Origin of the sequence: Citrobacter sp. R-1.5.2 (genome assembly GCF_035064245.1) — a bacterium.
Taxonomy (GTDB): domain Bacteria; phylum Pseudomonadota; class Gammaproteobacteria; order Enterobacterales; family Enterobacteriaceae; genus Citrobacter.
On record NZ_JASEYC010000028.1, the window covers coordinates 1 to 21280 of the forward strand.

Below are 21280 nucleotides of genomic sequence, written 5' to 3' on the forward strand. Positions count from 1 at the left end.
GAAAGCGTGCGTATTGCCTGAAAACACAACCCGCTACGGGGGAGACTTACCCGAAATCTGATTTATTCAACAAAGCCGCCATGCGCTTCAAATCCTTCCAGCAACAGTTCTTCAAACACAAAAGGATCAATTTTCCTCAGGTAGTTAATTTTTTGTGGGAAGCCCGGCAACGTCTTTATGCGCTCCAGCACCCGCCGCGCACTTTGCTGCTTCCTTTTGTGTCGTCGGTTGCGTACTGAACGCCGGAAGAATACAACGGCAAACAGTGCGATGGCGCTGCAAGCCCATAGAATAAGGTTTTCTGTAGTGGGGAAGGGGAACATGGTGATAGTGTGCTTTCTGTGGGTAAAGAAAAGGGCGGTTAAACCGCCCTGGTGTTTAGCGACGGCTGTAAACCTGCCACGAAGCGCTGCCTGACTGATTTTGGCAAATCCGCCCGTAAAGTACGGTGCCGGTCGAGTAGCGGGCGCCATTCAGATAGCAATAGCCGCTGGATTGCAGCAGTTCGTTGCGCAGCTTTTCTTCCTGCTTTGATAGCCGGGACTCCGCAGACTGCAAACGAACGGATAATTCGTTAATCTGGCGTTGCTGGTTATTCATCTGGCTCTGCATCGCATTACCTTTATCTTGGCTGACGCAACCAGTTAAGAGAGCTGTACAGGCTAATGCACTTAATATAATTTTTTTCACGTTGGCTCCTTAAATTGAGATTATTCCTAGCCCGCCTATAAGCGAACTTTCCCGTATTTACTTATGATCTGGCTTATCATCGACTGGTTACTTCCACCTTCGCCATTATCCGGGCATTCATTAAGAAAAGCCTTCCTGGCATCCCTCGTGTGGTTGGGTAAAAAGCCGTGCTTGTTCTTTTTAACGATATTGAAGAAAGCAGCTTCAGCACTGTTACACTCGCTTCCGCCGCTATCGCCGGTGAGCTTGCCCGCCATGCACATAATAACTTTGCAGGGATCTTCAGCATGGCTGGCAGGAAGATAAAGCAGACTACCAGCTGCTATCAGAGGGATTAAGAGTTTCTTCATTGTTTTGTCCTTAACAGTTTGTTCAGATATACACCCGCCAGAATGTTGATAACGGTAAGTAATATTAATAATAACGCAGAGTTATAAATAGATTTGTAACCTATATCGCCTGCGATATATTCGACAATAAAAACGAAAATCGTTAACATTGCGAACAACTTAATTAACTTTCCTGTAATTTTCTTAACGATATAAGCAACTGAATAAGAGCCGGATTTGATGATGCTGGCGAGTAACCTGATAGCATGGACTCGGAATTTTCTTAAAATGGGCGGAATGGAAAATGCCTTTTTCTTCCTTCTGCCTTTTTGCTTTTCCGCAAAATCAATAACATCGCCCATTTTTATACTCTCCGGTTATATCTTTAGATCATCAAGTGATAAACCACTATCAAGCAGCTCTTTGAGCCATGTTGGTCGGCGGCCAGTCCCGGACCAGGTATTTTCTGCGTTCCTGGGGTCGCGGTATTTTACTTGTCTATGTTCTCTGGGGTTGGCAACGCCCTGCATTTTCATGGCTTCCAGGCTAATGCCAGCGTCCAATTTTGCAGTTAGCCAGGCCGGGCGCTTCCCTATACCAGTCCACGTATTAAAAGGGTTATCCGGGTCACGATACATGGGTTCACCTTTGGGGCGTTTTTCTGATTTCAGGGGAACCAGCATTACCTTCCTTCCTTCAGAGGTTTTCTTTTCGTTTCTTCTTGACACGATCTCATTAGCCCTTATCATAAACATAAGTCGTCGAAATTACAATTACGCGGTGAAACGTAAATGAGTAAACATCCAAAACTTCTGGTTCTCGCTCTGGCCTGCCTTGCTTGTGCTGGCCGTGCCAGTGCTGCGCCTGCCTCAGATGAAGTTGCCAGGCTTGCGCAGAGATGTGCGCCTGATGTTTCACCCTTAACAATGGCGTACATCGTCGGCCATGAGTCCTCAAATGGGCCGTACAGGATCAATATTAACGGTGGTAGTACCCAGTTAAAACAGCAACCACGTACTGAAGCTGAGGCCGTCAGCGTTTCGAAAGTTCTGCTGAAGGATAATAAAAGTTTTGATATGGGCCTTGCACAAATTAACTCAAATAATTTAGTGGGCCTGGGTCTTTCGGTTGACGATATTTTCAAGCCCTGCATCAACCTGCGGGCGAGCCAGACCATCCTTAAAGCCTGTTATGATAGCGCCCTGAAATCCTATCCAGCCGGGCAGGTTGCGCTGAGACACGCGCTTTCCTGCTACAACACCGGCTCACTCATAAACGGGATTTCTAACGGGTATGTCACGAAAGTTATCAACGTGGCGCGTCAATCAACTGATTTGAAAATCCCTACGCTGCTACCTGATGGCCAGACCAGTGAGGACAGCACCGCGACTGAGCCTCAGCAGGCAAAAAGTACGGCCACGCAGTATGACGGTGAACAAGATGTTTTTGGTTCGGGTGATGGCGATGCCTTCAGCCGAAATAATACGGATGCCTTTTTAACCAAACAGGAAACAGCGAAGGGGGAGTGAGGTTATGGATGGAACGTTTGTACCTTGTATTGCAATCACAGATCCTGGAGCTATTTGAAACAGGAAAAGTGAAGGAGGTAACGATAAAACGGGTTTCATTAAAGACGTGGTATCCCGTTTTTCAGATAGACGATGAACAGTTGGGCCAGATCGCATGTTCCATTCGGGTTAACAAAGAGCATGAACTACGAACCTGGGCTGATTTAAGGCTACTGGCAGAGTTTTTGAAAGATAAGTGTGGCGTTGAAGAATGCCGGTTAAATCTGCAATCAACAGAAGATAGTGAGTAAGGAGAAAGTATGACCACGTTGTTTAAGAAGTATGGCCCTGCGGTAGTTATGGGCGTTTTGTCCATTGCCCTGCCGCAAATTGCGCTGGCCGCTGGCACCGATACTGGTGAATCAACCGCTACATCAATCCAGACGTGGTTGAGCACATGGATTCCAATTGGTTGTGCTATTGCGATCATGGTTAGTTGCTTTATGTGGATGCTTCACGTAATCCCAGCCAGCTTTATTCCTCGTATCGTAATCTCGCTGATTGGTATTGGTTCTGCATCATTTCTGGTTTCCCTGACGGGCGTAGGAAGCTGAACAACGCGAAAAGGGGGGGACTTTTGTCCCCCAAAGTGAGGACTACAAAGATGTTCGTTGACGGGAAAAGACCGCTTTTCAAAGGTGCGACTCGCTTACCTCGCGCGCTGGGTGTACCACGTAATGTAGCTATGATGATATTCATGATTTCTGCCTCGCTTTTTATGATTATTCATATGTGGGCGATCCTGGTGTTCGTCTTTTTGTGGATTCCTTCAGCTGCATTAACAAAATATGACGACCGCATGTTTCGAATTATGGGCCTGTGGTTGAAAACCAAATTCAGTAATTGGTTTGATTCTCCGTTTAAGCAGTGGGGAGGATCGTCTTATTCCTCTGTTGACTACAAACGTAAGGGTTTAAAATAATGAGAGCTGCCACCGCTACGAAGCCAAAAAAAATTGATGCCTACCGTAAGGAGCCATCAGTAAATAAAAAGTATTTGCCCTATTCTTATCACCTCAATGATTACGTGATTTCGATGGAAAACGGCGATCTGATGGCTTTTTTCAAGCTGGATGGCCGCACACATGACTGCGCATCAGATCGGGAACTGGTCACCTGGCATAAAGACCTTAATACGCTGGTCAAGAGCTTCGGAACAGACCATGTAGAGCTGTGGACGCATGAATATCACCATGAGGCTAAAGAGTACCCGGATGGTGAGTATGACCATTTTTTCCCTGCTTATGTTGATCAATATAACCGTAAGCTGCACGGTGATTCCAAGCAGCTGATTAATGACCTTTATCTGACCGTTATTTACAAACAGGTAGGGGATAAAACACAGAAGTTTCTGGCGAAATTTGAAAAGCCGACTCGTGACGAAATTCAGCGAATGCAGAATGAGGCGCTTGAAGGTCTGGAAGATATTTCTGAACAAATCCTGGAAGCAATGAAGCCGTATGGCATTCAGCAGTTGGGTATCTATTATCGTGACAAACGCGGTGTTGAAATTCCTGCGCCTGATAAAAAAGAACGTGAAGAACTTGCTGAAGTCGATGAATCAGACATTTTTGACGAAGCCATTGTTATCGAACGCAACGAGCCTGAACCTTCGCAGGCTCACGCTTATTCAAAAGCGCTGGAGTTCCTTTATTTCCTCGCAAATATGGAATGGGCCATCGTGCCTGTTTGCCGTGATCGTATCCGTGAGTACATCATGGACAACCGCCCTGTTAGCTCACTGTGGGGGGATGTTGTCCAGATCAGAACGGTAGATCACAACTTCTATACCACCGGCATTGAATTTCGTGAATACGAAGAAGATACAGAGCCAGGCCAGCTTAACATGCTTAAAGAAGCCGATTTTGAATACCTTCTGACGCAGAGTTTTTCTTGCCTCTCTGAATCTTCAGCTAAAACGTTTCTGACGCATCAGGAAAAATCTTTGCAGGAAACGCGCGACCGTGCGCAAAGCCAGCTGGCACAGCTTGGTACCGCGCTCGATATGCTGACGTCCAGAGAGTTCGTGATGGGCTACCATCATGGAACCGTGCATGTCTGGGATAATGACCAAAACGCGGTACAGCGCAAAGCGCGTCGTGTGAAGGTTATGCTAACCGGCTGTGGCGTGGTTGGCGGGACTCTCAGCCTGGCCTCTGAGGCTGCATATTATGCGAGACTGCCTGGCAACCAGAAATGGGCGCCGCGCCCGGTTCCGATAAACTCATGGAACTTCCTGCACTTCAGCCCGTTCCACAATTTTATGCGTGGCAAGCCTGACAATAACCCGTGGGGGCCAGCGCTGACCATGTTCCGCACGATCAGCGGTACGCCACTCTATTTTAATTTCCATGTGACCCCGCTTGAAGAACTTTCCTACGGTAAACGCCCGCTGGGCCATGCGTTAATAACGGGTATGTCGGGGGAAGGTAAAACCACGCTGCTTAACTTCCTGCTGGCGCAGTCAATGAAGTACAACCCGCGGCTTTTTGTTTATGACCGTGACCGCGGTATGGAGCCGTTCATTCGAAGCGTTGGTGGCTACTATAAAGTTCTGCAACAGGGTATGCCGTCCGGGTTTGCCCCGCTTCAGATTGAACCGACCAAACGCAATATTGCCCTCATTAAAAACCTGTTCCGCATTTGTGTGGAAACCACCAATAACGGGCCTATCAGCGCAACGATGGCTACCGAACTGGCTGAAGGCGTTGATGCGGTTATGGGGGAAGGCTCACTTATTCCACGCGAGGCGCGCACCGTTACTATCCTGGACGGGTACGTGAATGAAGTTGTGGAAAATGGCGTATCACTGAAAGGGCTGCTGCGCGAATGGACGCGCGAAGGCCAGTATGGCTGGCTGTTTGACAATGATAAAGACAGCCTGGATCTCAGCGCGAATGATATTTTTGGCTTCGATTTATCCGAGTTTATCGCAGCCAAAGAGGAAGTATCCAGCCCGGCCCGTACTCCGCTCATGATGTACCTTCTGTACCGGGTACGTGACTCCATCGACGGCAAACGCCGCGTCATTCAGTGCTTTGACGAGTTCCACGCCTACCTTGACGATCCGGTTATCGAGCGTGAAGTTAAGCGTGGTATCAAAACTGACCGTAAGAAAGACGCTATCTATGTGTTTGCCACGCAGGAGCCGAACGATGCGCTGTCCAGCCGTATTGGCCGCACGATCATGTCGCAGACCGTCACAAAAATCTGCCTGCGCGATCCGGAAGCTATCCGAGAGGATTATGCCTTCCTTACTGATGCTGAATACGACGCGCTGATGTCGATTACCGAACACTCCAGACAGTTCCTGGTTAAACAAGGGCAACAGTCTGCGATTGCTTCTTTCAATCTCTACCCTCGCAACAGCGACGATATTGATGCAGATATTAAGACAATGGACAACGTTCTTAGCGTGTTGTCCGGTGAACCACAAAACGCCGAAATTGCGCATGAGCTGGTTGAACGGCTCGGTAATGACCCTGAAGTATGGCTCAAAGAATACTGGCGCCTGACGGCTTAACAACGAGGCAAAACACCATGAAAAAAACACTGACGGCAGTATTGCTGACCACCGGCCTGATACTGGGAGGCGCGCAAAGCGCTTCCGCAGGCATCATCGTGACCAACCCTACTGAGCTGGCTAAACAGGTCGAGCAGCTTCAGCAAATGGCGCAGCAGCTGGAGCAGCTTAAAAGCCAGCTGCAAACGCAGAAAAATATGTATGAGTCGATGGCAAAGACAACCAACCTGGGCGATCTGCTGGGGACGTCTACCAGCACGCTGGCAAATAATTTGCCGGACAACTGGAAGGAGATCTACAGCGACGCCATGAACTCCAGTTCTTCCGTCACGCCTTCAGTTAACAGCATGATGGGCCAGTTTAATGCGGAAGTTGACGACATGACGCCCAGCGAAGCAATTACCTACATGAACAAAAAGCTGGCTGAAAAAGGCGCTTATGACCGTGTTATGGCAGAAAAAGCCTACAACAACCAGATGCAGGAACTAACCGATATGCAGGAGCTGACGGAGCAGATTAAAACGACTCCAGACCTGAAATCGATTGCTGACTTACAGGCCCGTATCCAGACGTCACAGGGTGCTATTCAGGGTGAGCAGGCGAAGCTGAATCTGATGAACATGTTGCAGCAGTCACAGGACAAGCTATTACGTGCGCAGAAAGAACGTGCCACCCACAATTTTGTTTTTGGAACCGGCGGGGACGTTACCGCGTCACCTTCAATTAACTGAGGTAATTATGAAAAAACTACTGCTTGTTATCCCTTTCCTCCTAGTGGCCTGCGATGCCTCGCATGACGTGGAGTGGTACAAAAAACATGAGAAAGAGCGCAAGGCAACAATTCAGGAATGCAAGAAAGACGCGGATGAACTTCAGAAACCTGATTGCAAAAACGCGCGCGAAGCCGATCGTCAGCTGTTTGTGTTCGGCAAAAAAGACGGCGAAATCAATTCACCGAAAATTTAGGAGTAAGGAGGCAATATGGCATTCACCCTAGTCGCAGACATTTTCGCAAAAGTAGACGGGGCGATTACGTCAATGGTGAGCGCCAATGTTGCCACCATTATCTCTGATGTAACGCCTCTGATTGCCACCTGTCTGACAATCAAGCTGATGGTTCAGGGGATGTACTCAGCGTTTAATCCGGGGGCGGGCGACAGCCTGAGTTCGCTGATTAAAGAGTATCTTTCCATAGCCCTTATCCTGAGCTTTGCAACGGCGGGCGGCTGGTATCAACAGGAACTGGTCAACGTGGCGCTTCACCTGCCGGATGATTTTGCCGGGATACTGTCTGCCCCTAATAAAGTCGGTGCAAGTGGCGTACCGGCGATTATTGATAGCGGTATTGAAAAAGGTATCAAGATCGTCAACACCGCATGGGAAGCCGCAGACGTGTTTTCATCGAGCGGCCTGGCCGCGTATGCCATTGGCGGCATTATGATGATTGCTACCGTTGTGCTGGGCGGCCTCGGTGCGGGCTTTGTGATCATGGCTAAGATCCTTCTGGCCGTTACGCTTTGTTTTGGCCCGATTGCAATCTTCTGCCTGCTGTGGGGAGCGACAAAAAACATCTTTGCTCGCTGGCTGGCGTCGGTCATTAACTATGGCCTTGTCGTCGTCATTCTTGCGCTCGTGTTTGGTTTCATCATGCAGATGTTCGACAACCTCCTGTCCTCGATGAACTCTGATGCCGCTTACTCATCAATCACTGGTTCTATCTCCGCCTTATTACTGACGGTCATTTCCGTTTTCGTTCTGTTCCAGATTCCGCAAATTGCCGCCAGCTGGGGTAGCGGTATCAGCGCCGGAGTTGCTGACGCCGCACGCTCTACGGGTTCTTCCATGCAGGCGCTTGGCAATATGGGCAGCCACGGCATGTTTGGCGGTAATGCGTTCAGAGGCGGTAACAGTGGCGGCGGCCAGCAATCGGCAGGTGGAGGAAGTGGCAGCAACAGCGGAGGAAGCAGTGGTTCTAATTTAAGTGGTAAGGCAAGGGGCAGTCGCGGGAAGAAGGCTGCATAAAATTAAAACAAAAGTCGTTGAAATTGCAATTTCGACGACTTATTATAATTAGTACGTTCAACAACCGATAATGGATGCCGTAATGCGCAGCTTATTGCTTATGGGAGTTCTTCTGATTAGCGCCTGTTCCAGCGGGCATAAACCGCCACCGGAGCCGGACTGGAGCAACACCGTTCCAGTAAACAAAACAATCCCGGTTGATACGCAAGGTGGTGCAAATGAAAGCTAATAAAAAAACAGGGCTTACACGTGAAGCCATTAAAGAGTTCAACGAAAGCCGTAAAGGGCTTGAAGTTGATCTGATGGATGAAGTGCTGAAGTCCCGGCGTACCGCCTGGATGGTTGCCACCGGTTCAGCGGTGGTAACTGTTTTTGCACTCTCTTTAGTTGGTTACGTGGTGCATAAGTACAGCCAGCCAATCCCCGCACATCTGCTAACGCTCAACGAGGCCACTCACGAAGTACAGCAGGTCAAGCTGACCCGCGACCAGACCTCTTATGGTGACGAAATTGATAAGTTCTGGCTGACACAATATGTCATTCACCGTGAGAGCTATGACTTCTATTCAGTTCAGGTCGACTATACGGCCGTTGGCTTAATGTCCACGCCGAACGTGGCAGAGTCTTACCAGAGCAAGTTCAAGGGCCGCAACGGTCTTGATAAGGTTCTGGGCGACAGTGAAACGACCCGCGTGAAGATTAACTCTGTGATCCTCGATAAACCGCACGGCGTAGCAACGATACGCTTTACTACGGTTCGCCGCGTGCGCAGCAATCCCGTTGATGATCAGCCGCAGCGCTGGATTGCCATTATGGGGTATGAATATAAATCGCTGGCGATGAATGCTGAGCAGCGTTATGTCAACCCGCTGGGTTTCCGCGTGACGAGTTATCGCGTCAACCCTGAAGTTAACTGAGGGCTGCCCCATGAAAAAACTACTTCTTTCAGCAGTCGTTTTGTCAGTCCTGGGAGGCGCGGCCACTAACGTTATGGCGCTTGAGGTTGGCCGCAATTCTCCTTATGACTATCGCATTAAAAGCGTTGTTTATAACCCTGTTAATGTGGTCAAAATTGACGCTATCGCCGGTGTGGCTACCCACATTGTTGTCGCGCCTGACGAAACCTATATCACTCATGCTTTTGGCGATTCTGAAAGCTGGACGTTTGCGCACAAAATGAACCATTTTTTTGTGAAGCCGAAACAGGCCATGAGTGATACCAACCTGGTGATCGTCACCGATAAGCGCACCTATAACATCGTCCTCCATTTCATCGGTGAAGAAACGAAGAAAAATGCAGACGGTACGGTATCAAAATCCTTTATTGAAACGCCGTGGGCTGTGCGCCAGGCCGTTCTTCAGCTGACCTATGAATATCCGTTTGAGCAGCAGGAAAAAGCCAAAAGCGCGGCTGATAAAAAACGCATTACGCAGAAGCTGAAGCAGACGGCTTTTGCGGGGGCGAAGAACTATCAGTACGTAATGAGCGAACAGCCTGAAATGCGCAGCATCCAGCCGGTTCACGTCTGGGATAACTACCGCTTTACCCGGTTTGAGTTTCCGGCCAATGCGGAGTTACCGCAGGTCTACATGATTTCGGCCAGTGGCAAAGAAACGCTGCCTAACTCTCATGTTGTGGGTGAGAACCGCAACATCATCGAGGTGGAAACCGTCGCTAAAGAGTGGCGTATTCGTCTGGGCGATAAAGTCGTTGGCGTTCGTAATAATAATTTCGCGCCGGGCGCCGGTGCGGTAGCAACCGGTACGGCTTCCCCGGATGTGCGCAGGGTTCAAATTGGGGAGGATAACTGATGGCCCGTAAAAGTGTCGATGTAGATCAGGAACTCGATGAAAACACCGGAGACGGTGAATTCGAAAGCGAGCGTGGCGGATTTAAAGGCAGTAACCGCCGTTCGGCTCCTGGTATGAAAGCCTTTGTCATACTGATGGCGCTGCTTGCTTTGGTATTCATCGGGATTACGGTCATGGGTAAAATTCGCACCCCGGCTAAAGCTGAAGCTGATAAAGACGGTGGTAAAGCGCAACAGGCCAATACACTGCCAAACTACAGCTTTAACAGCGATCCTGATGTTAATAAACCTGCAACTGCGCAGAATAGCGCCACTGATGCCCGTGCTGTGCAGGCTGCCGCACAGGCAGATGCAGATGCGGGCAGCAGCAATACCGCCGCGCGTACCTCTAATAAGCGTAAAGAACCTTCGCCTGAAGAACTGGCTATGCAGCGTCGTCTGGGCGGCGAGCTGGCCCAGACTAATCAGGCGGCTACAAGCAATAGTCCCGGAGTGCAGCCCCAGGACAACGAAACAAGCGAAGGTAGTTCAGCACTCGCTAAAAACCTGACTCCTGCAAGGCTGAAGGCTAGCCGCGCTGGAGTCATGGCTAATCCCAGCCTGACTGTTCCGAAAGGCAAAATGATCCCCTGTGGTACCGGCACCGAGCTGGATACCACTGTTCCGGGTCAGGTTTCCTGCCGGGTTTCACAGGACGTTTACTCAGCTGATGGACTCGTTAGGCTGATTGATAAAGGCTCATGGGTTGACGGGCAGATTACCGGTGGTATCAAAGACGGCCAGGCGCGCGTGTTTGTTCTCTGGGAGCGTATCCGCAATGACCAGGACGGGACAATCGTTAATATTGACAGTGCCGGAACGAACTCACTCGGCAGCGCGGGGATTCCGGGCCAGGTGGATACCCATATGTGGGAGCGTCTGCGTGGTGCGATCATGATTTCGTTGTTCTCTGACACCTTAACGGCGCTGGTTAACCAGACGCAGAGTAATAACATTCAGTACAACAGCACAGAAAACAGCGGTGAGCAGCTGGCGTCTGAAGCACTCCGCTCTTACATGTCTATCCCCCCTACCCTCTACGATCAGCAGGGTGATGCGGTGAGCATTTTTGTTGCCCGCGACCTCGATTTCAGCGGCGTTTATACGCTCGCAGACAACTAAAAAAGTGGGCGCTTAGCGCCCGCTTTTCTTCAGGAGTAATCATGACTGATGCAGCTTTCTATCAACTTGGCCCACTGCGCGAGTATTTAGAAGATCCTACTGTTTTTGAAATTCGCATTAACTGCTTTCAGGAAGTTATCTGTGATACGTTCAGCGGCCGCAGGGTTGTGCAGAACGCGGCAATTACGGCAGATTTTATTAGGAACCTTGCTAAATCGTTGGTGAGCAGCAACAAGCTGACCATGCAGGCCATTAATGACGTGATCCTGCCTGGCGGGATCAGGGGCGTTATCTGTCTGCCCCCTGCGGTGATTGACGGTACAACGGCCGTAGCGTTTCGTAAGGATTTGGCGGCCGATAAAAATCTGGAGCAGCTGACCCGCGAGGGGATTTTCAGTGACTGCCGGAAGATTACCGGCAGCAAGCAAAGCCTAACGGATGATGATTTTTTCCTTAAAGAGCTGCACAGCAGCGAAAAATGGCCCGCATTCCTGCAAACCGCCGTTGAGAAGAAACGCACTATCGTGATCTGCGGTGAAACCGGGTCGGGGAAAACGGTACTCACGCGCGCGCTGTTAAAATCGCTACATAAAGACGAGCGTGTAATTATTTTAGAGGACGTTCACGAAGTCACGGTCGATCACGTTGTAGAAGCCGTTTATATGATGTACGGCGATGCAGGAAAGATCGGCCGCGTCAGCGCCACTGATGCCCTGCGAGCCTGTATGCGTCTGACACCGGGCCGTATCATCATGACTGAGCTTAGGGATGATGCTGCGTGGGATTATCTTAAAGCACTTAATACCGGCCATCCAGGCGGTGTTATGTCAACGCACGCTAACTCTGCGCGCGATGCCTTTAACCGTATTGGGCTGCTTATCAAGGCGACCCCTATCGGCCGTATGCTCGATATGAGCGATATTATGCGAATGCTCTACTCCACCATTGACGTTGTGGTGCATATGGAAAAGCGGAAAATCAAAGAAATTTATTTTGACCCTGAATATAAAATGCAGTGTGTGAACGGGAGCCTGTAATGAAAAACTTAGCAACCTGGCTTCTGGCCGCAGCATTTACGACAGCCGCCCTGCCCGCCTTTGCGGTGGAACCATCCGTTCAGGTTGGCTACTCGCCTGAAGGGGGGGTAAGCGGGAACCCCAGAAAATTCCGCCATTCCGCATTGTGGAATTTTTTGGGGGGGTGGTCCGCGGCATGACGACCCGCCAAAGGCTACCGCATCTATCTGAGGCGCTGTGGCGCGACGCTGAAACCCCGGGGAATTCCGCTACTCCAGTTCCAGGTCCGCAATAGTTCGTCCAGGTCGGGTGGCGTACGCCGGAAACGCCGATTTTTCCGCAACCGTTTCTGCGTTGTCGGCAAGGTGGTCTCAGAGAGCGCTCAAGAAGCGGTTTTTCTCGTATGTTTAGCTACGGTGGCCTAGGAGCCTGCGCGGCAGAAGCCAAATCGGCGGAAGATCGAGGACGATACGGGGATGGCTGCCAGTTACCTTCCTTACCGACCCGACCAATCCTATCTGCTGCCCCCTTCTCTGGGAGAGTGGCTACCTGAAGGGCATCTTGCCTACTTCATCAGCGAGACTGTCGATACGCTGGACTTGAGCGCATTCCACGCCCGGTATGCCGGCGGTGGTCCGGGCAATCAGCCGTTTCATCCGGCGATGATGGTCAAAGTGCTGATCTATGGTTACGCGAGCGGCGTCTTCTCTTCGCGCAAACTAGCCAGGAAGCTGTACGAGGATGTCGCGTTGCGTGTGCTGGCCGCTGGAAACTTCCCGGCCCACCGCACGCTGAGTGACTTCCGTGCCCTACACCTGACCGAGCTTGAGAATTTGTTCGTTCAGGTGGTGCAACTGGCGCGCGAATGTGGGCTGGTGAAGCTTGGCACGATCGCGGTCGACGGCACCAAGGTAAAAGCCAACGCCAGCCGCCACAAGGCGATGAGCTATAAGCGCATGAAGCCGGCCGAGGACGAATTGCATTGCGAGATCAAGGCGCTGCTTGATCGCGCCAAGGCTACCGACGACCAGGAGCGTAACGAGCCGGAGCTGGACATTCCTGCCGAGATTTCTCGCCGCGAGAAGCGCCTGGAGGCGATCCAGGCGGCAAAGGCGCGCCTGGAAGCGCGCCAGCGTGAAGCGGACCAGGCCCGGGGGCGCAGCGAAGACGATGGCCGCCGGCCTCGCCATCCGGATGGCTCGGACAAGGGCGGTGGCTCGTACAAACGCGAGTTTGGTGTGCCGGATGACCGTGATCAGGAAAGCTTCACCGATCCGGACAGCCGGATCATGAAACACGCCGGTGGTGGCTCCGAGCAGAGCTACAACGGGTACACAGCGGTCGATGCCGAGCACCAGATCATCGTGGCGGCGGAGTTGACCAACTGCGCCGCGGACAGTCAGGCGCTGCTGGGCATGCTGGCAGCAGTTCAGGCCAACACCGGAGAAATGCCGGCCCAGACGCTGGCGGATGCGGGATTCCGTAGTGAGGCTGTTCTGGCAAAGGTCGCCGATCACCACGGCGATGTCATCGTTGCCCTCGGCCGCGAGGGACGTGAAGATGCCAAGGTCAATGCCAAGACCCATCCGCATACGGCGGCGATTGCGGCGAAATTGAAAACGGAGCAAGGCGATGCAGCTTACCGCCGGCGCAAGTCGATCGTGGAGGCTCCGAATGGTTGGATCAAGGCGGTGATGGGATTGCGTCAGTTCAGCATGAGGGGCCTGGACAAGGTGCAAGCCGAGTGGAAGCTCGTCTGCATGGCGCTAAATCTGAGGCGAATGGCGTATCTGTGAGGGCGAAGGTTAAATGGGGCGGCTCAAATGCACCCCAGTCGTCATAACACGCCGCGCGCCGCAAGATTGGTATCCTTGGCGCCGACGCCTTGCCAATTGCAGAGAGCGCCGCCGCCATCGTCAGTGCTCTACAGAAAACCGGTCACACGGCTCTGCCGCGCAGACTCCTAGCCTAAATGTGACAGTGGTTGGTAATCCATGCCGCCCGCAAGGGCGGCGGTGGTGGGCCAATAGATGATTTTCAGAGCCTTACTGCCCGTTGACGCCCAATCCCTCGAGCGCGAGTCTAGCCGCAGCGGCGATGACGGCCTCGCTGTGCTTGTCATCCTTGTTAGGCGCCCGGGTGTAGACGGCCAACACAATAGGTGCGCGCCCAGTGGGCCAGACGACGGCATAGTCATTTGCCGTGCCATACACTCCGCAGGTTCCGGTTTTGTCTCCGACTGCCCAGTCTGCCGGCACCGCCGCGCGGATGCGGTGGTTGCCGGTCGTGTTTCCCTTTAGCCAATCAACAAACTGCTGCCGCTGCGGCGCAGCCAGTGCAGAGCCCAGTGTCAGTTTTTGTAAGCTTTCCGTCACGGCGCGCGGCGATGAGGTATCGCGCGCATCGCCTGGGATGGCGGAGTTCAGCTCCAGCTCCCAGCGGTCCAGACGGAACGTGGTATCGCCGATAGAGCGCATGAAGGCCGTCAGCCCGGCCGGGCCGCCCAACTCCTTCAGCAACAAATTGGCGGCGGCGTTATCACTGTATTGCACGGCGGCCGCGGACAGCTCCGCCACCGTCATGCCTGTTGTCAGATATTTTTCCGAGATGGGTGACCACGGAACCAGCGCATTTTTGCCGTAACGGATGGGTGTGTCCAGCAAGCCGGCCTGCTGCTGGCTGCGAGCCAGCACAGCGGCAGCAAGAAAGCCCTTGAATGAGCTGCACAGTGGGAAGCGCTCCTCAGCGCGGTAACTTACAGTTGCGCCTGAGCCGGTATCCATCGCGTACACACCGATGGAGCCGCCAAAGTCCTGTTCGAGTTTAGCGAATGGTTCCGCGACGAGGTTGGTCAGCGCGGTGGCAGAAAAGCCAGCCAGCGGCCATGAGAGACAAGACAGCAGAACTAGACGGCGATACAGTGACATCAACGATATTCCTTGTTTGAAGGTGGAGTTACGGACGGCCTCAGGAAGTCCTGGCCAAGCCCCGACTATTGGGGCGCGAAGATAGCACCGAGGGTACGCCGGTGTCAACACGGGGTCTGACGCTCAGTGGAACGAAAACTCACGTTAAGGGATTTTGGTCATGAGATTATCAAAAAGGATCTTCACCTAGATCCTTTTAAATTAAAAATGAAGTTTTAAATCAATCTAAAGTATATATGAGTAAACTTGGTCTGACAGTTACCAATGCTTAATCAGTGAGGCACCTATCTCAGCGATCTGTCTATTTCGTTCATCCATAGTTGCCTGACTCCCCGTCGTGTAGATAACTACGATACGGGAGGGCTTACCATCTGGCCCCAGTGCTGCAATGATACCGCGAGACCCACGCTCACCGGCTCCAGATTTATCAGCAATAAACCAGCCAGCCGGAAGGGCCGAGCGCAGAAGTGGTCCTGCAACTTTATCCGCCTCCATCCAGTCTATTAATTGTTGCCGGGAAGCTAGAGTAAGTAGTTCGCCAGTTAATAGTTTGCGCAACGTTGTTGCCATTGCTGCAGGCATCGTGGTGTCACGCTCGTCGTTTGGTATGGCTTCATTCAGCTCCGGTTCCCAACGATCAAGGCGAGTTACATGATCCCCCATGTTGTGCAAAAAAGCGGTTAGCTCCTTCGGTCCTCCGATCGTTGTCAGAAGTAAGTTGGCAGCAGTGTTATCACTCATGGTTATGGCAGCACTGCATAATTCTCTTACTGTCATGCCATCCGTAAGATGCTTTTCTGTGACTGGTGAGTACTCAACCAAGTCATTCTGAGAATAGTGTATGCGGCGACCGAGTTGCTCTTGCCCGGCGTCAACACGGGATAATACCGCACCACATAGCAGAACTTTAAAAGTGCTCATCATTGGAAAACGTTCTTCGGGGCGAAAACTCTCAAGGATCTTACCGCTGTTGAGATCCAGTTCGATGTAACCCACTCGTGCACCCAACTGATCTTCAGCATCTTTTACTTTCACCAGCGTTTCTGGGTGAGCAAAAACAGGAAGGCAAAATGCCGCAAAAAAGGGAATAAGGGCGACACGAAAATGTTGAATACTCATACTCTTCCTTTTTCAATATTATTGAAGCATTTACCAGGGTTATTGTCTCATGAGCGGATACATATTTGAATGTATTTAGAAAAATAAACAAATAGGGGTTCCGCGCACATTTCCCCGAAAAGTGCCACCTGACGTCTAAGAAACCATTATTATCATGACATTAACCTATAAAAATAGGCGTATCACGAGGCCTGTGGGAGGAAAATAAAGTGTCATCCTAACTACAGGACCCTGCAACGTAGCAATTCCTGCAAAAATCCATTTAAAACAATGACTTATTTCAATTCTGCCATCTGCAAGCGTTTTGTGGGGATGGAGGCCGGAATCATTAAAGTATCATCCTAATTTTCGCTCAACCTTGGAAAATGCTGAGAATCGTAAAAATAAAGTTTCATCCTTTCCGCTACTAGTTCAAGGCTTTCTTCCGGCCGCCGGCAACAACGCTGCTTGGCTGAGGCGATCCACTTGCGCTACCGCTCACTGATCAGATCGAACTTGAACTCGACGAGCAGCCAACCATCAGGCCGAGCGTGATCGCCAAAAAAAACGGATCATGCGAAATCCTTCGTTGAGTTTGGCGCGGGTTTTAGCAAATCAGCTGGCCCGCGATCCGGTTGAGAGTGATCCGAAGCGGTCCTTGACGACCGGCACAAATCGGCCGATTCTGTTGAAAAAGTAGCTTTAGCGGCAGCCTGCCGATCAGGTGTGCCTGCTGTCGAAGTGGCTGCAAGCCACTTCAAGTTGCCTTCCGGCGTTTCACTGAGCGTCCTTGCTCAGGTTTAAGGGTTAATTTGAGGGTTTCTGCTCGTAGCAGGCATACCTATCCCGTCAGCGGTGGCCCTTGAGGCAAAAGCTTGGCCATGCGGCGCAGGTTCTGCACCATCGCAGCCAAGGTGAATTCGTCAGTGGCACCCGTTAGGCCACGCAGTCGTAAACGGTCGAGTTTCATGATCCGTTTGAGGTGGGCGAAAAGCATCTCCACCTTCTTTCGTTCGCAGCGAGAGACGAGGTACTCCGGTGTCTTGGCGATGCGTCGAGCCACGTCGCGGGCAGCCTCATGGATGCTGCGGACGATCTTCCGATTCGGCGTGTTGGGGCAGCATTTCGCTTTCAACGGGCAGGTGGCGCAGTCGGTTTGGCTGGAGCGGTAAATGACGGTTTTGGCCTTAGTTACCCGCGACCTTTGCTGGGTGAAGGCGCGCCATTCACTGCGTAGCGGTTTGCCGGCTGGGCAGCGATATTCATTGGCGTCCTGACTCCAGTGAAAGTCGTTACTGGAGAGGCTGTCGTCCTTGCGCTCGGTCTTGTCCCACACCGGCACATGCGGTTCGATGTCCTTTTCTTCGACCATCCAGGCCAGCATCGGGGCGGTGCCATAAGCGGTATCGCCGATAAGGCGTTCCGGTGTGAGATCGAACTGCGCCTCGACACGCTCGACCATCGTCCTAGTCGAATCGACTTCGGCGGTACGGTGCGCCGGGGTAGCTTCCACGTCCATGATCACACCGTGCTCAGTGTCGATCAGGTAATTCGTGGAGTAGGCAAAAAAGGCCGGGCCACCTGGCGCTGCTGTCCAACGGGACTGAGGATCAGTGAGCGAAATTTTCTTGGGAAGAGCCTCAGCCAGCGCCTCTTCATCAAGGGCTTCGAGGTACTCGCGCACTGCGCGGCTGCTGAGCTTTGGATCGTTCCAATCGACCTCATCTCCCGCCACCCCACGTTGCCGGCTGGCATCCGCCTTAATGATGCTGGCGTCGACGGCGAAACCTTCACCCTTGACTAGGCCGGCTGCCATGCAGCGCCGCAGCACCTCATTGAATAACCAGCGGAATAGATCGCTGTCACGAAAACGCCCATGGCGATTCTTCGAGAAGGTCGAGTGATTGGGGACTTCGTCTTCCAGACCCAACCGGCAGAACCAGCGATAGGCCAGGTTCAGGTGCACCTCTTCGCACAATCGCCGCTCGGAACGAATGCCATAGCAGTAGCCGACGACCAGCATGCGCACCATCAACTCCGGGTCAATCGAGGGACGCCCGATGGGGCTATAGAAATCTGCCAGGTAGGCACGTAGATCACTGAGATCCAAGCACTGGTCGATGCTGCGCAGGAGATGTTGGGCCGGGACGTGATCTTCCAGATTGAACGAGTAGAACAGGCGCTGCTGTCCTCCCGGTAACTGTCCCATCATGCTGTTCGCCCCCACGCTCGCTGACAAAGCAATTTTGCCAACGGCATGGGGAGGCCGCTACTTTTTCAACAGAATCGGCCGCACACAGCCATTCGGCTCAACAGAACCCTGCCTTTACCCCACCAAACTCCGGAAACTCGCCCGGTAGTCCGTCGGCTTGAGATGCACATGTTGGCTGAGGTCGCCGGGTAGCGTGAACAGGCGCGGACCGTCCCGAAACTGGAACACGCGATACAGATGGAATTGATCGCCCGCCTCCTTGGAGAATTCGAGTTCGTTGTGGCTGACCAAGAAAGACGAGCCTACCCCGCCATTGGTGGTTTTCACCTCGATGAAGCGCTCATGGGCGTCCTCTTCGAACGACAGGATGTCGAACCCCGCACCGTCTCCCTGGGTGTCGGACACCCAATCCAGCCGCTGAAAAAGCTCTGGGTGGCCGAGCTCGGTCAGGCGTTGCTGTTCGTAGCCAATCACCCACTGCTCCCCTGCCCGGCCCAGCTTGCGGTTGGCTTCATCGCGAGCGGCATAATCGAACTTTCGCGGTAGGCGTTGCCGTAGAGATGCCGGGGTACGCACAAGCACTTCACGGGCGGGTGGTTCTACCAAAGCCGCTCGGTAGGTTTTGTCACCCGGAAGTTTTACCTCCTCCAGGGCATCGACAAGAGCGCCGACCGTCTGCTGATGTTCCAGAACGTAGGCGTGTACGGATTTACGCAGCAGCAGTTGGCTGTTGCCGCGTGGCTTGTAGCCGTTGATATAGGGCAGGCCCAGGGCATCGAGTACGGCGCTAATGTTCTGGTGCTTGAGCTCGACTGAAGACTTGCTGCGACCGTTCAGCAGTTGGCGCAGTGCCTGGTTGTGCTCGGACTTGTGGTACGGCTCCCCAGCCGCCTCGGCACGCAGCATGTCGAAATAGTCTTCGACCGTGGCCAGGACCTCTTCTTCGGACCAGTCTTCGCCGATGCGAATGATGCGAAACCCGAGCCGCGTCAGCGCCGGAACGACGGTCGTCTCGCCACCGGAGAAGCTGTCAGCAGTGAGCGGGCCCTGCTCGGGAAATTGCTTGCCGAAGGCCACACCGGCGATGGCCTTGGAATCGCAATCGGTGCCGGTCTTCGGATCACGTACCAGGAAGTCGCGGGACTTGCCGTAGCCGTGGCGCGCCAGGAATTTCGTGCGGCCCAGTTGCACGAACTCATCGATGGCAGCCTGCACGGCGGCGGGGCTTCGAAGCTGGGAGAGTTGAGACACAGGGTCCTTCCTTACTGTCATGGTGTGCCGGGAACCGCCGAGCCACGAGATTATGAGTAGCCCCTGAACAGAAACGTCACGATAAAAGCCGTGAACGCCACCAGGCCCATTAAATCCCTTGCGTATTTGCAGCCCGTGCTGTCCAAACCTGTACCAGGTCCGATCAACACGCTCCAACCATTGAGGTACGAAAACACCGCCTGACCGAACAAAAAATGCGTGATAGCCGCCGCAGCCATGACGCCGGAATCGTCAGACAGGCTGTAGCTGTTGACCATTGCCCTGTACGCCTGCATCTGAAATGGCTATTGCCCTGATGGGAGCCGGCTTTTCAGCCACCGACACCAGCGATGCCGTCAATATTCTTTACCCGATAACCATGACCGTACAAGCTAACAAGGCCTGGCAAGCCAGCGGACTTAAAAAGTCTTTTTTTCTACCATCCCACAAAAAAGTTCGTGGTGGAGAAAAGATAAGCTATGCAAGGCTTTAGGAGACGTGGTTTTTCAGGATGACGAAGAACGATTCGGCGCTAGGTGCAACATAGGTGCATCGCACGAGCGCTAGGAACGGCGAAAAAAGGCGGACGTGGCGAAATCGGTAGACGCAGCAGACTTTAAAATTGGAGTGCCCGCGGGGAAATCCGCGGAGTAGAACCGCTCAAAGTCGGGGAACGCTAACGGGCAATACCCTAAGCCAATCCCGAGCCAAGCCCCTTCGGGGGAAGGTGTAGAGACTGGACGGGCGGCGCCTAAAGCCTTCGGGCAATGGCGAAGGGACAGTCCAGACCACGAACGTCATCAGACGGCGGCGAAAGTCGAGGTGGTACGAAAATCTGCTTCTCTGTGAGAGTACGGGTTCGAGTCCCGTCGTCCGCACCACAAAGCCAAACATCCCTGCGATGATCGACCTCTGGGCGTTTGGTCGTGAGCCCGCCACCCTCGCGCTACGCTTTGCGCAGGCGTCGAAGGCGATCAGGTGCGCCCATCGATTCCGTCGAGCACCATCGCTGCGAGTTCATCGCTGGTGTGTGCACCACTATCGAGAACACGGGTTGTGCATGGAAGCCGTTCCCTTGCGGCCAAGCATCGGGCGACATTCGCTAATCGCCACTCTCGAATCTCCGCATTTCGATTCGGGTCAGGATGCATGGTCTGGTTCGCGATCCGGTGACGCAATAGGTCCTCGTTGAGCGTCAGAAAGATGTGCAGCAGCTGATCGTCGATCCGCCTTACCCCGTCGAGTATCTCAGTCAGATAGTCCGGGTGCACGAGCGTCATTGGGATGATGATGTCCTGCGAGTAATTCCTTCGAATCTCCCTGACCGCCGCGATCGTAAGTCCCCTCCACAAGGGGAGATCCTGATAGTCTCCGCTCGCTGGCATGGGGACCGTTTCTTTCACCACGAACCCGATTTCCTCGGGGTCAAAGATCAGCGATTTGGAACGCCGATCGCGCAGCCGCTTAGCGAGCGTCGTCTTTCCGGCGCCGAAAGGTCCGTTGATCCAGATTATCATTGTCGACGGCCTCTAACCTGAAGGCTCGCAAGAGCGCTCGACGGCCTCGTGCGGAGGCACGATCGGAGTGGTTCCGAAATGCTTCTCAAGATAGGTGACGCCGAACGTCACGATGTCCTGCGCGTCGAACAGGTAGCACTGAGCAAAGCCCACGAC

Annotated in this window: 27 protein-coding genes and 1 pseudogene; 17 read left to right on the forward strand and 11 right to left on the reverse strand. The window is 52.8% G+C overall.

The window, feature by feature from the left end; translation table 11 throughout:
* Positions 1–239: hypothetical protein (locus QMN38_RS25115; protein ID WP_207890555.1), on the forward strand; the 239-nt coding region annotated here is incomplete at its 5' end.
* Between the two features lie 139 nt (positions 240–378).
* Here the strand turns inward: QMN38_RS25115 and QMN38_RS25120 are convergent.
* The 4 genes from QMN38_RS25120 to QMN38_RS25135 are packed head-to-tail and all read right to left on the reverse strand — an operon-like array spanning position 379 to position 1702.
* Positions 379–690, reverse strand: coding sequence for a hypothetical protein (locus QMN38_RS25120; RefSeq protein ID WP_013279382.1), 312 nt, complete (start codon positions 688–690; stop codon positions 379–381).
* A 35-nt stretch (positions 691–725) separates the two neighbouring features.
* Complete coding sequence (locus QMN38_RS25125) at positions 726–1040, reverse strand: TrbM/KikA/MpfK family conjugal transfer protein (RefSeq protein ID WP_016338363.1); 315 nt, start codon at positions 1038–1040, stop codon at positions 726–728.
* Complete coding sequence (locus QMN38_RS25130; RefSeq protein ID WP_012561155.1) at positions 1037–1381, reverse strand: hypothetical protein; 345 nt, start codon at positions 1379–1381, stop codon at positions 1037–1039. Before QMN38_RS25130 ends, QMN38_RS25125 begins: the two co-directional genes overlap by 4 nt.
* A 15-nt stretch (positions 1382–1396) precedes the next feature.
* Positions 1397–1702 (reverse strand): H-NS family nucleoid-associated regulatory protein, encoded by a 306-nt coding sequence (locus QMN38_RS25135; protein ID WP_012561154.1) that lies wholly within the window; start codon positions 1700–1702, stop codon positions 1397–1399.
* A gap of 108 nt (positions 1703–1810) precedes the next feature.
* On the opposite strand from QMN38_RS25135, the gene QMN38_RS25140 reads away from it, so the two are divergent.
* The 15 genes from QMN38_RS25140 (at position 1811) to QMN38_RS25210 (ending at position 13915) form a co-directional block, all read left to right on the forward strand.
* The gene (locus QMN38_RS25140) at positions 1811–2548 is read left to right on the forward strand and encodes a lytic transglycosylase domain-containing protein (protein WP_013279384.1); all 738 of its coding nucleotides are present in this window, start codon (positions 1811–1813) and stop codon (positions 2546–2548) included.
* Between the two features lie 8 nt (positions 2549–2556).
* Positions 2557–2838 (forward strand): transcriptional repressor KorA, encoded by a 282-nt coding sequence (gene korA / locus QMN38_RS25145; RefSeq protein WP_016338364.1) that lies wholly within the window; start codon positions 2557–2559, stop codon positions 2836–2838.
* Positions 2839–2847: 9 nt separating this feature from the next.
* A complete protein-coding gene (locus QMN38_RS25150; RefSeq protein WP_001749962.1) occupies positions 2848–3141 on the forward strand; it encodes a hypothetical protein in 294 nt (97 codons plus the stop codon).
* Positions 3142–3191: 50 nt separating this feature from the next.
* A complete protein-coding gene (locus tag QMN38_RS25155) occupies positions 3192–3509 on the forward strand; it encodes a VirB3 family type IV secretion system protein (protein ID WP_000496058.1) in 318 nt (105 codons plus the stop codon).
* Complete coding sequence (locus QMN38_RS25160; protein WP_012561149.1) at positions 3509–6109, forward strand: VirB4 family type IV secretion/conjugal transfer ATPase; 2601 nt, start codon at positions 3509–3511, stop codon at positions 6107–6109. Before QMN38_RS25155 ends, QMN38_RS25160 begins: the two co-directional genes overlap by 1 nt.
* 17 nt (positions 6110–6126) lie before the next feature.
* Positions 6127–6840, forward strand: a complete 714-nt coding sequence (locus tag QMN38_RS25165) for a TrbJ/VirB5 family protein (RefSeq protein WP_001749960.1) — start codon at positions 6127–6129, stop codon at positions 6838–6840.
* 7 nt (positions 6841–6847) lie between these two features.
* Entirely contained in the window at positions 6848–7075 is a 228-nt protein-coding gene (eexN, locus tag QMN38_RS25170) for an IncN-type entry exclusion lipoprotein EexN (RefSeq protein WP_001749959.1), read from the forward strand.
* A gap of 15 nt (positions 7076–7090) precedes the next feature.
* Complete coding sequence (locus QMN38_RS25175) at positions 7091–8131, forward strand: TrbL/VirB6 family protein (protein ID WP_001749958.1); 1041 nt, start codon at positions 7091–7093, stop codon at positions 8129–8131.
* A gap of 82 nt (positions 8132–8213) precedes the next feature.
* A complete protein-coding gene (locus QMN38_RS25180; RefSeq protein WP_001257173.1) occupies positions 8214–8360 on the forward strand; it encodes a conjugal transfer protein TraN in 147 nt (48 codons plus the stop codon).
* Positions 8350–9048: a VirB8 family type IV secretion system protein gene (locus QMN38_RS25185; RefSeq protein ID WP_000646594.1), complete on the forward strand. Its 699-nt coding sequence runs from the start codon at positions 8350–8352 to the stop codon at positions 9046–9048. The genes QMN38_RS25180 and QMN38_RS25185 overlap by 11 nt, the downstream gene beginning before the upstream one ends.
* 10 nt (positions 9049–9058) lie before the next feature.
* Positions 9059–9943, forward strand: a complete 885-nt coding sequence (locus tag QMN38_RS25190; protein WP_000735066.1) for a TrbG/VirB9 family P-type conjugative transfer protein — start codon at positions 9059–9061, stop codon at positions 9941–9943.
* A complete protein-coding gene (virB10, locus tag QMN38_RS25195; RefSeq protein WP_000101710.1) occupies positions 9943–11103 on the forward strand; it encodes a type IV secretion system protein VirB10 in 1161 nt (386 codons plus the stop codon). The genes QMN38_RS25190 and virB10 overlap by 1 nt, the downstream gene beginning before the upstream one ends.
* 41 nt (positions 11104–11144) lie before the next feature.
* Complete coding sequence (locus tag QMN38_RS25200) at positions 11145–12140, forward strand: ATPase, T2SS/T4P/T4SS family (protein WP_012561144.1); 996 nt, start codon at positions 11145–11147, stop codon at positions 12138–12140.
* Positions 12140–12319: a hypothetical protein gene (locus QMN38_RS27100; protein WP_016359293.1), complete on the forward strand. Its 180-nt coding sequence runs from the start codon at positions 12140–12142 to the stop codon at positions 12317–12319. Before QMN38_RS25200 ends, QMN38_RS27100 begins: the two co-directional genes overlap by 1 nt.
* 276 nt (positions 12320–12595) lie before the next feature.
* Positions 12596–13915 (forward strand): IS1182-like element ISKpn6 family transposase, encoded by a 1320-nt coding sequence (locus tag QMN38_RS25210; RefSeq protein ID WP_004152397.1) that lies wholly within the window; start codon positions 12596–12598, stop codon positions 13913–13915.
* Between the two features lie 249 nt (positions 13916–14164).
* On the opposite strand, the gene QMN38_RS25215 is transcribed toward QMN38_RS25210, so the two are convergent.
* The 5 genes from QMN38_RS25215 to QMN38_RS25235 form a co-directional block, all read right to left on the reverse strand.
* Complete coding sequence (locus QMN38_RS25215; protein ID WP_004199234.1) at positions 14165–15046, reverse strand: carbapenem-hydrolyzing class A beta-lactamase KPC-2; 882 nt, start codon at positions 15044–15046, stop codon at positions 14165–14167.
* Positions 15047–15304: 258 nt separating this feature from the next.
* The gene (locus tag QMN38_RS25220; protein WP_000027057.1) at positions 15305–16165 is read right to left on the reverse strand and encodes a broad-spectrum class A beta-lactamase TEM-1; all 861 of its coding nucleotides are present in this window, start codon (positions 16163–16165) and stop codon (positions 15305–15307) included.
* An 820-nt stretch (positions 16166–16985) separates the two neighbouring features.
* Positions 16986–18356, reverse strand: a complete 1371-nt coding sequence (locus tag QMN38_RS25225) for an IS1182-like element ISCfr1 family transposase (RefSeq protein WP_000971921.1) — start codon at positions 18354–18356, stop codon at positions 16986–16988.
* Between the two features lie 114 nt (positions 18357–18470).
* Entirely contained in the window at positions 18471–19607 is a 1137-nt protein-coding gene (locus QMN38_RS25230; RefSeq protein WP_000080861.1) for a protein NO VEIN domain-containing protein, read from the reverse strand.
* Positions 19608–19657: 50 nt separating this feature from the next.
* The gene (locus QMN38_RS25235; protein WP_000248278.1) at positions 19658–19885 is read right to left on the reverse strand and encodes a hypothetical protein; all 228 of its coding nucleotides are present in this window, start codon (positions 19883–19885) and stop codon (positions 19658–19660) included.
* A gap of 23 nt (positions 19886–19908) precedes the next feature.
* Between QMN38_RS25235 and QMN38_RS25240 the strand changes: the two genes are divergently transcribed.
* Positions 19909–20100, forward strand: a complete 192-nt coding sequence (locus tag QMN38_RS25240) for a hypothetical protein (RefSeq protein ID WP_000951934.1) — start codon at positions 19909–19911, stop codon at positions 20098–20100.
* 481 nt (positions 20101–20581) lie between these two features.
* Here the strand turns inward: QMN38_RS25240 and QMN38_RS25245 are convergent, their stop codons facing one another.
* Together QMN38_RS25245 and QMN38_RS25250 are read right to left on the reverse strand one after the other, a co-directional pair.
* The gene (locus QMN38_RS25245) at positions 20582–21124 is read right to left on the reverse strand and encodes an AAA family ATPase (RefSeq protein WP_000587837.1); all 543 of its coding nucleotides are present in this window, start codon (positions 21122–21124) and stop codon (positions 20582–20584) included.
* Positions 21125–21136: 12 nt separating this feature from the next.
* A pseudogene (locus QMN38_RS25250) lies at positions 21137–21280 on the reverse strand (aminoglycoside 3-N-acetyltransferase); the annotation flags it as partial.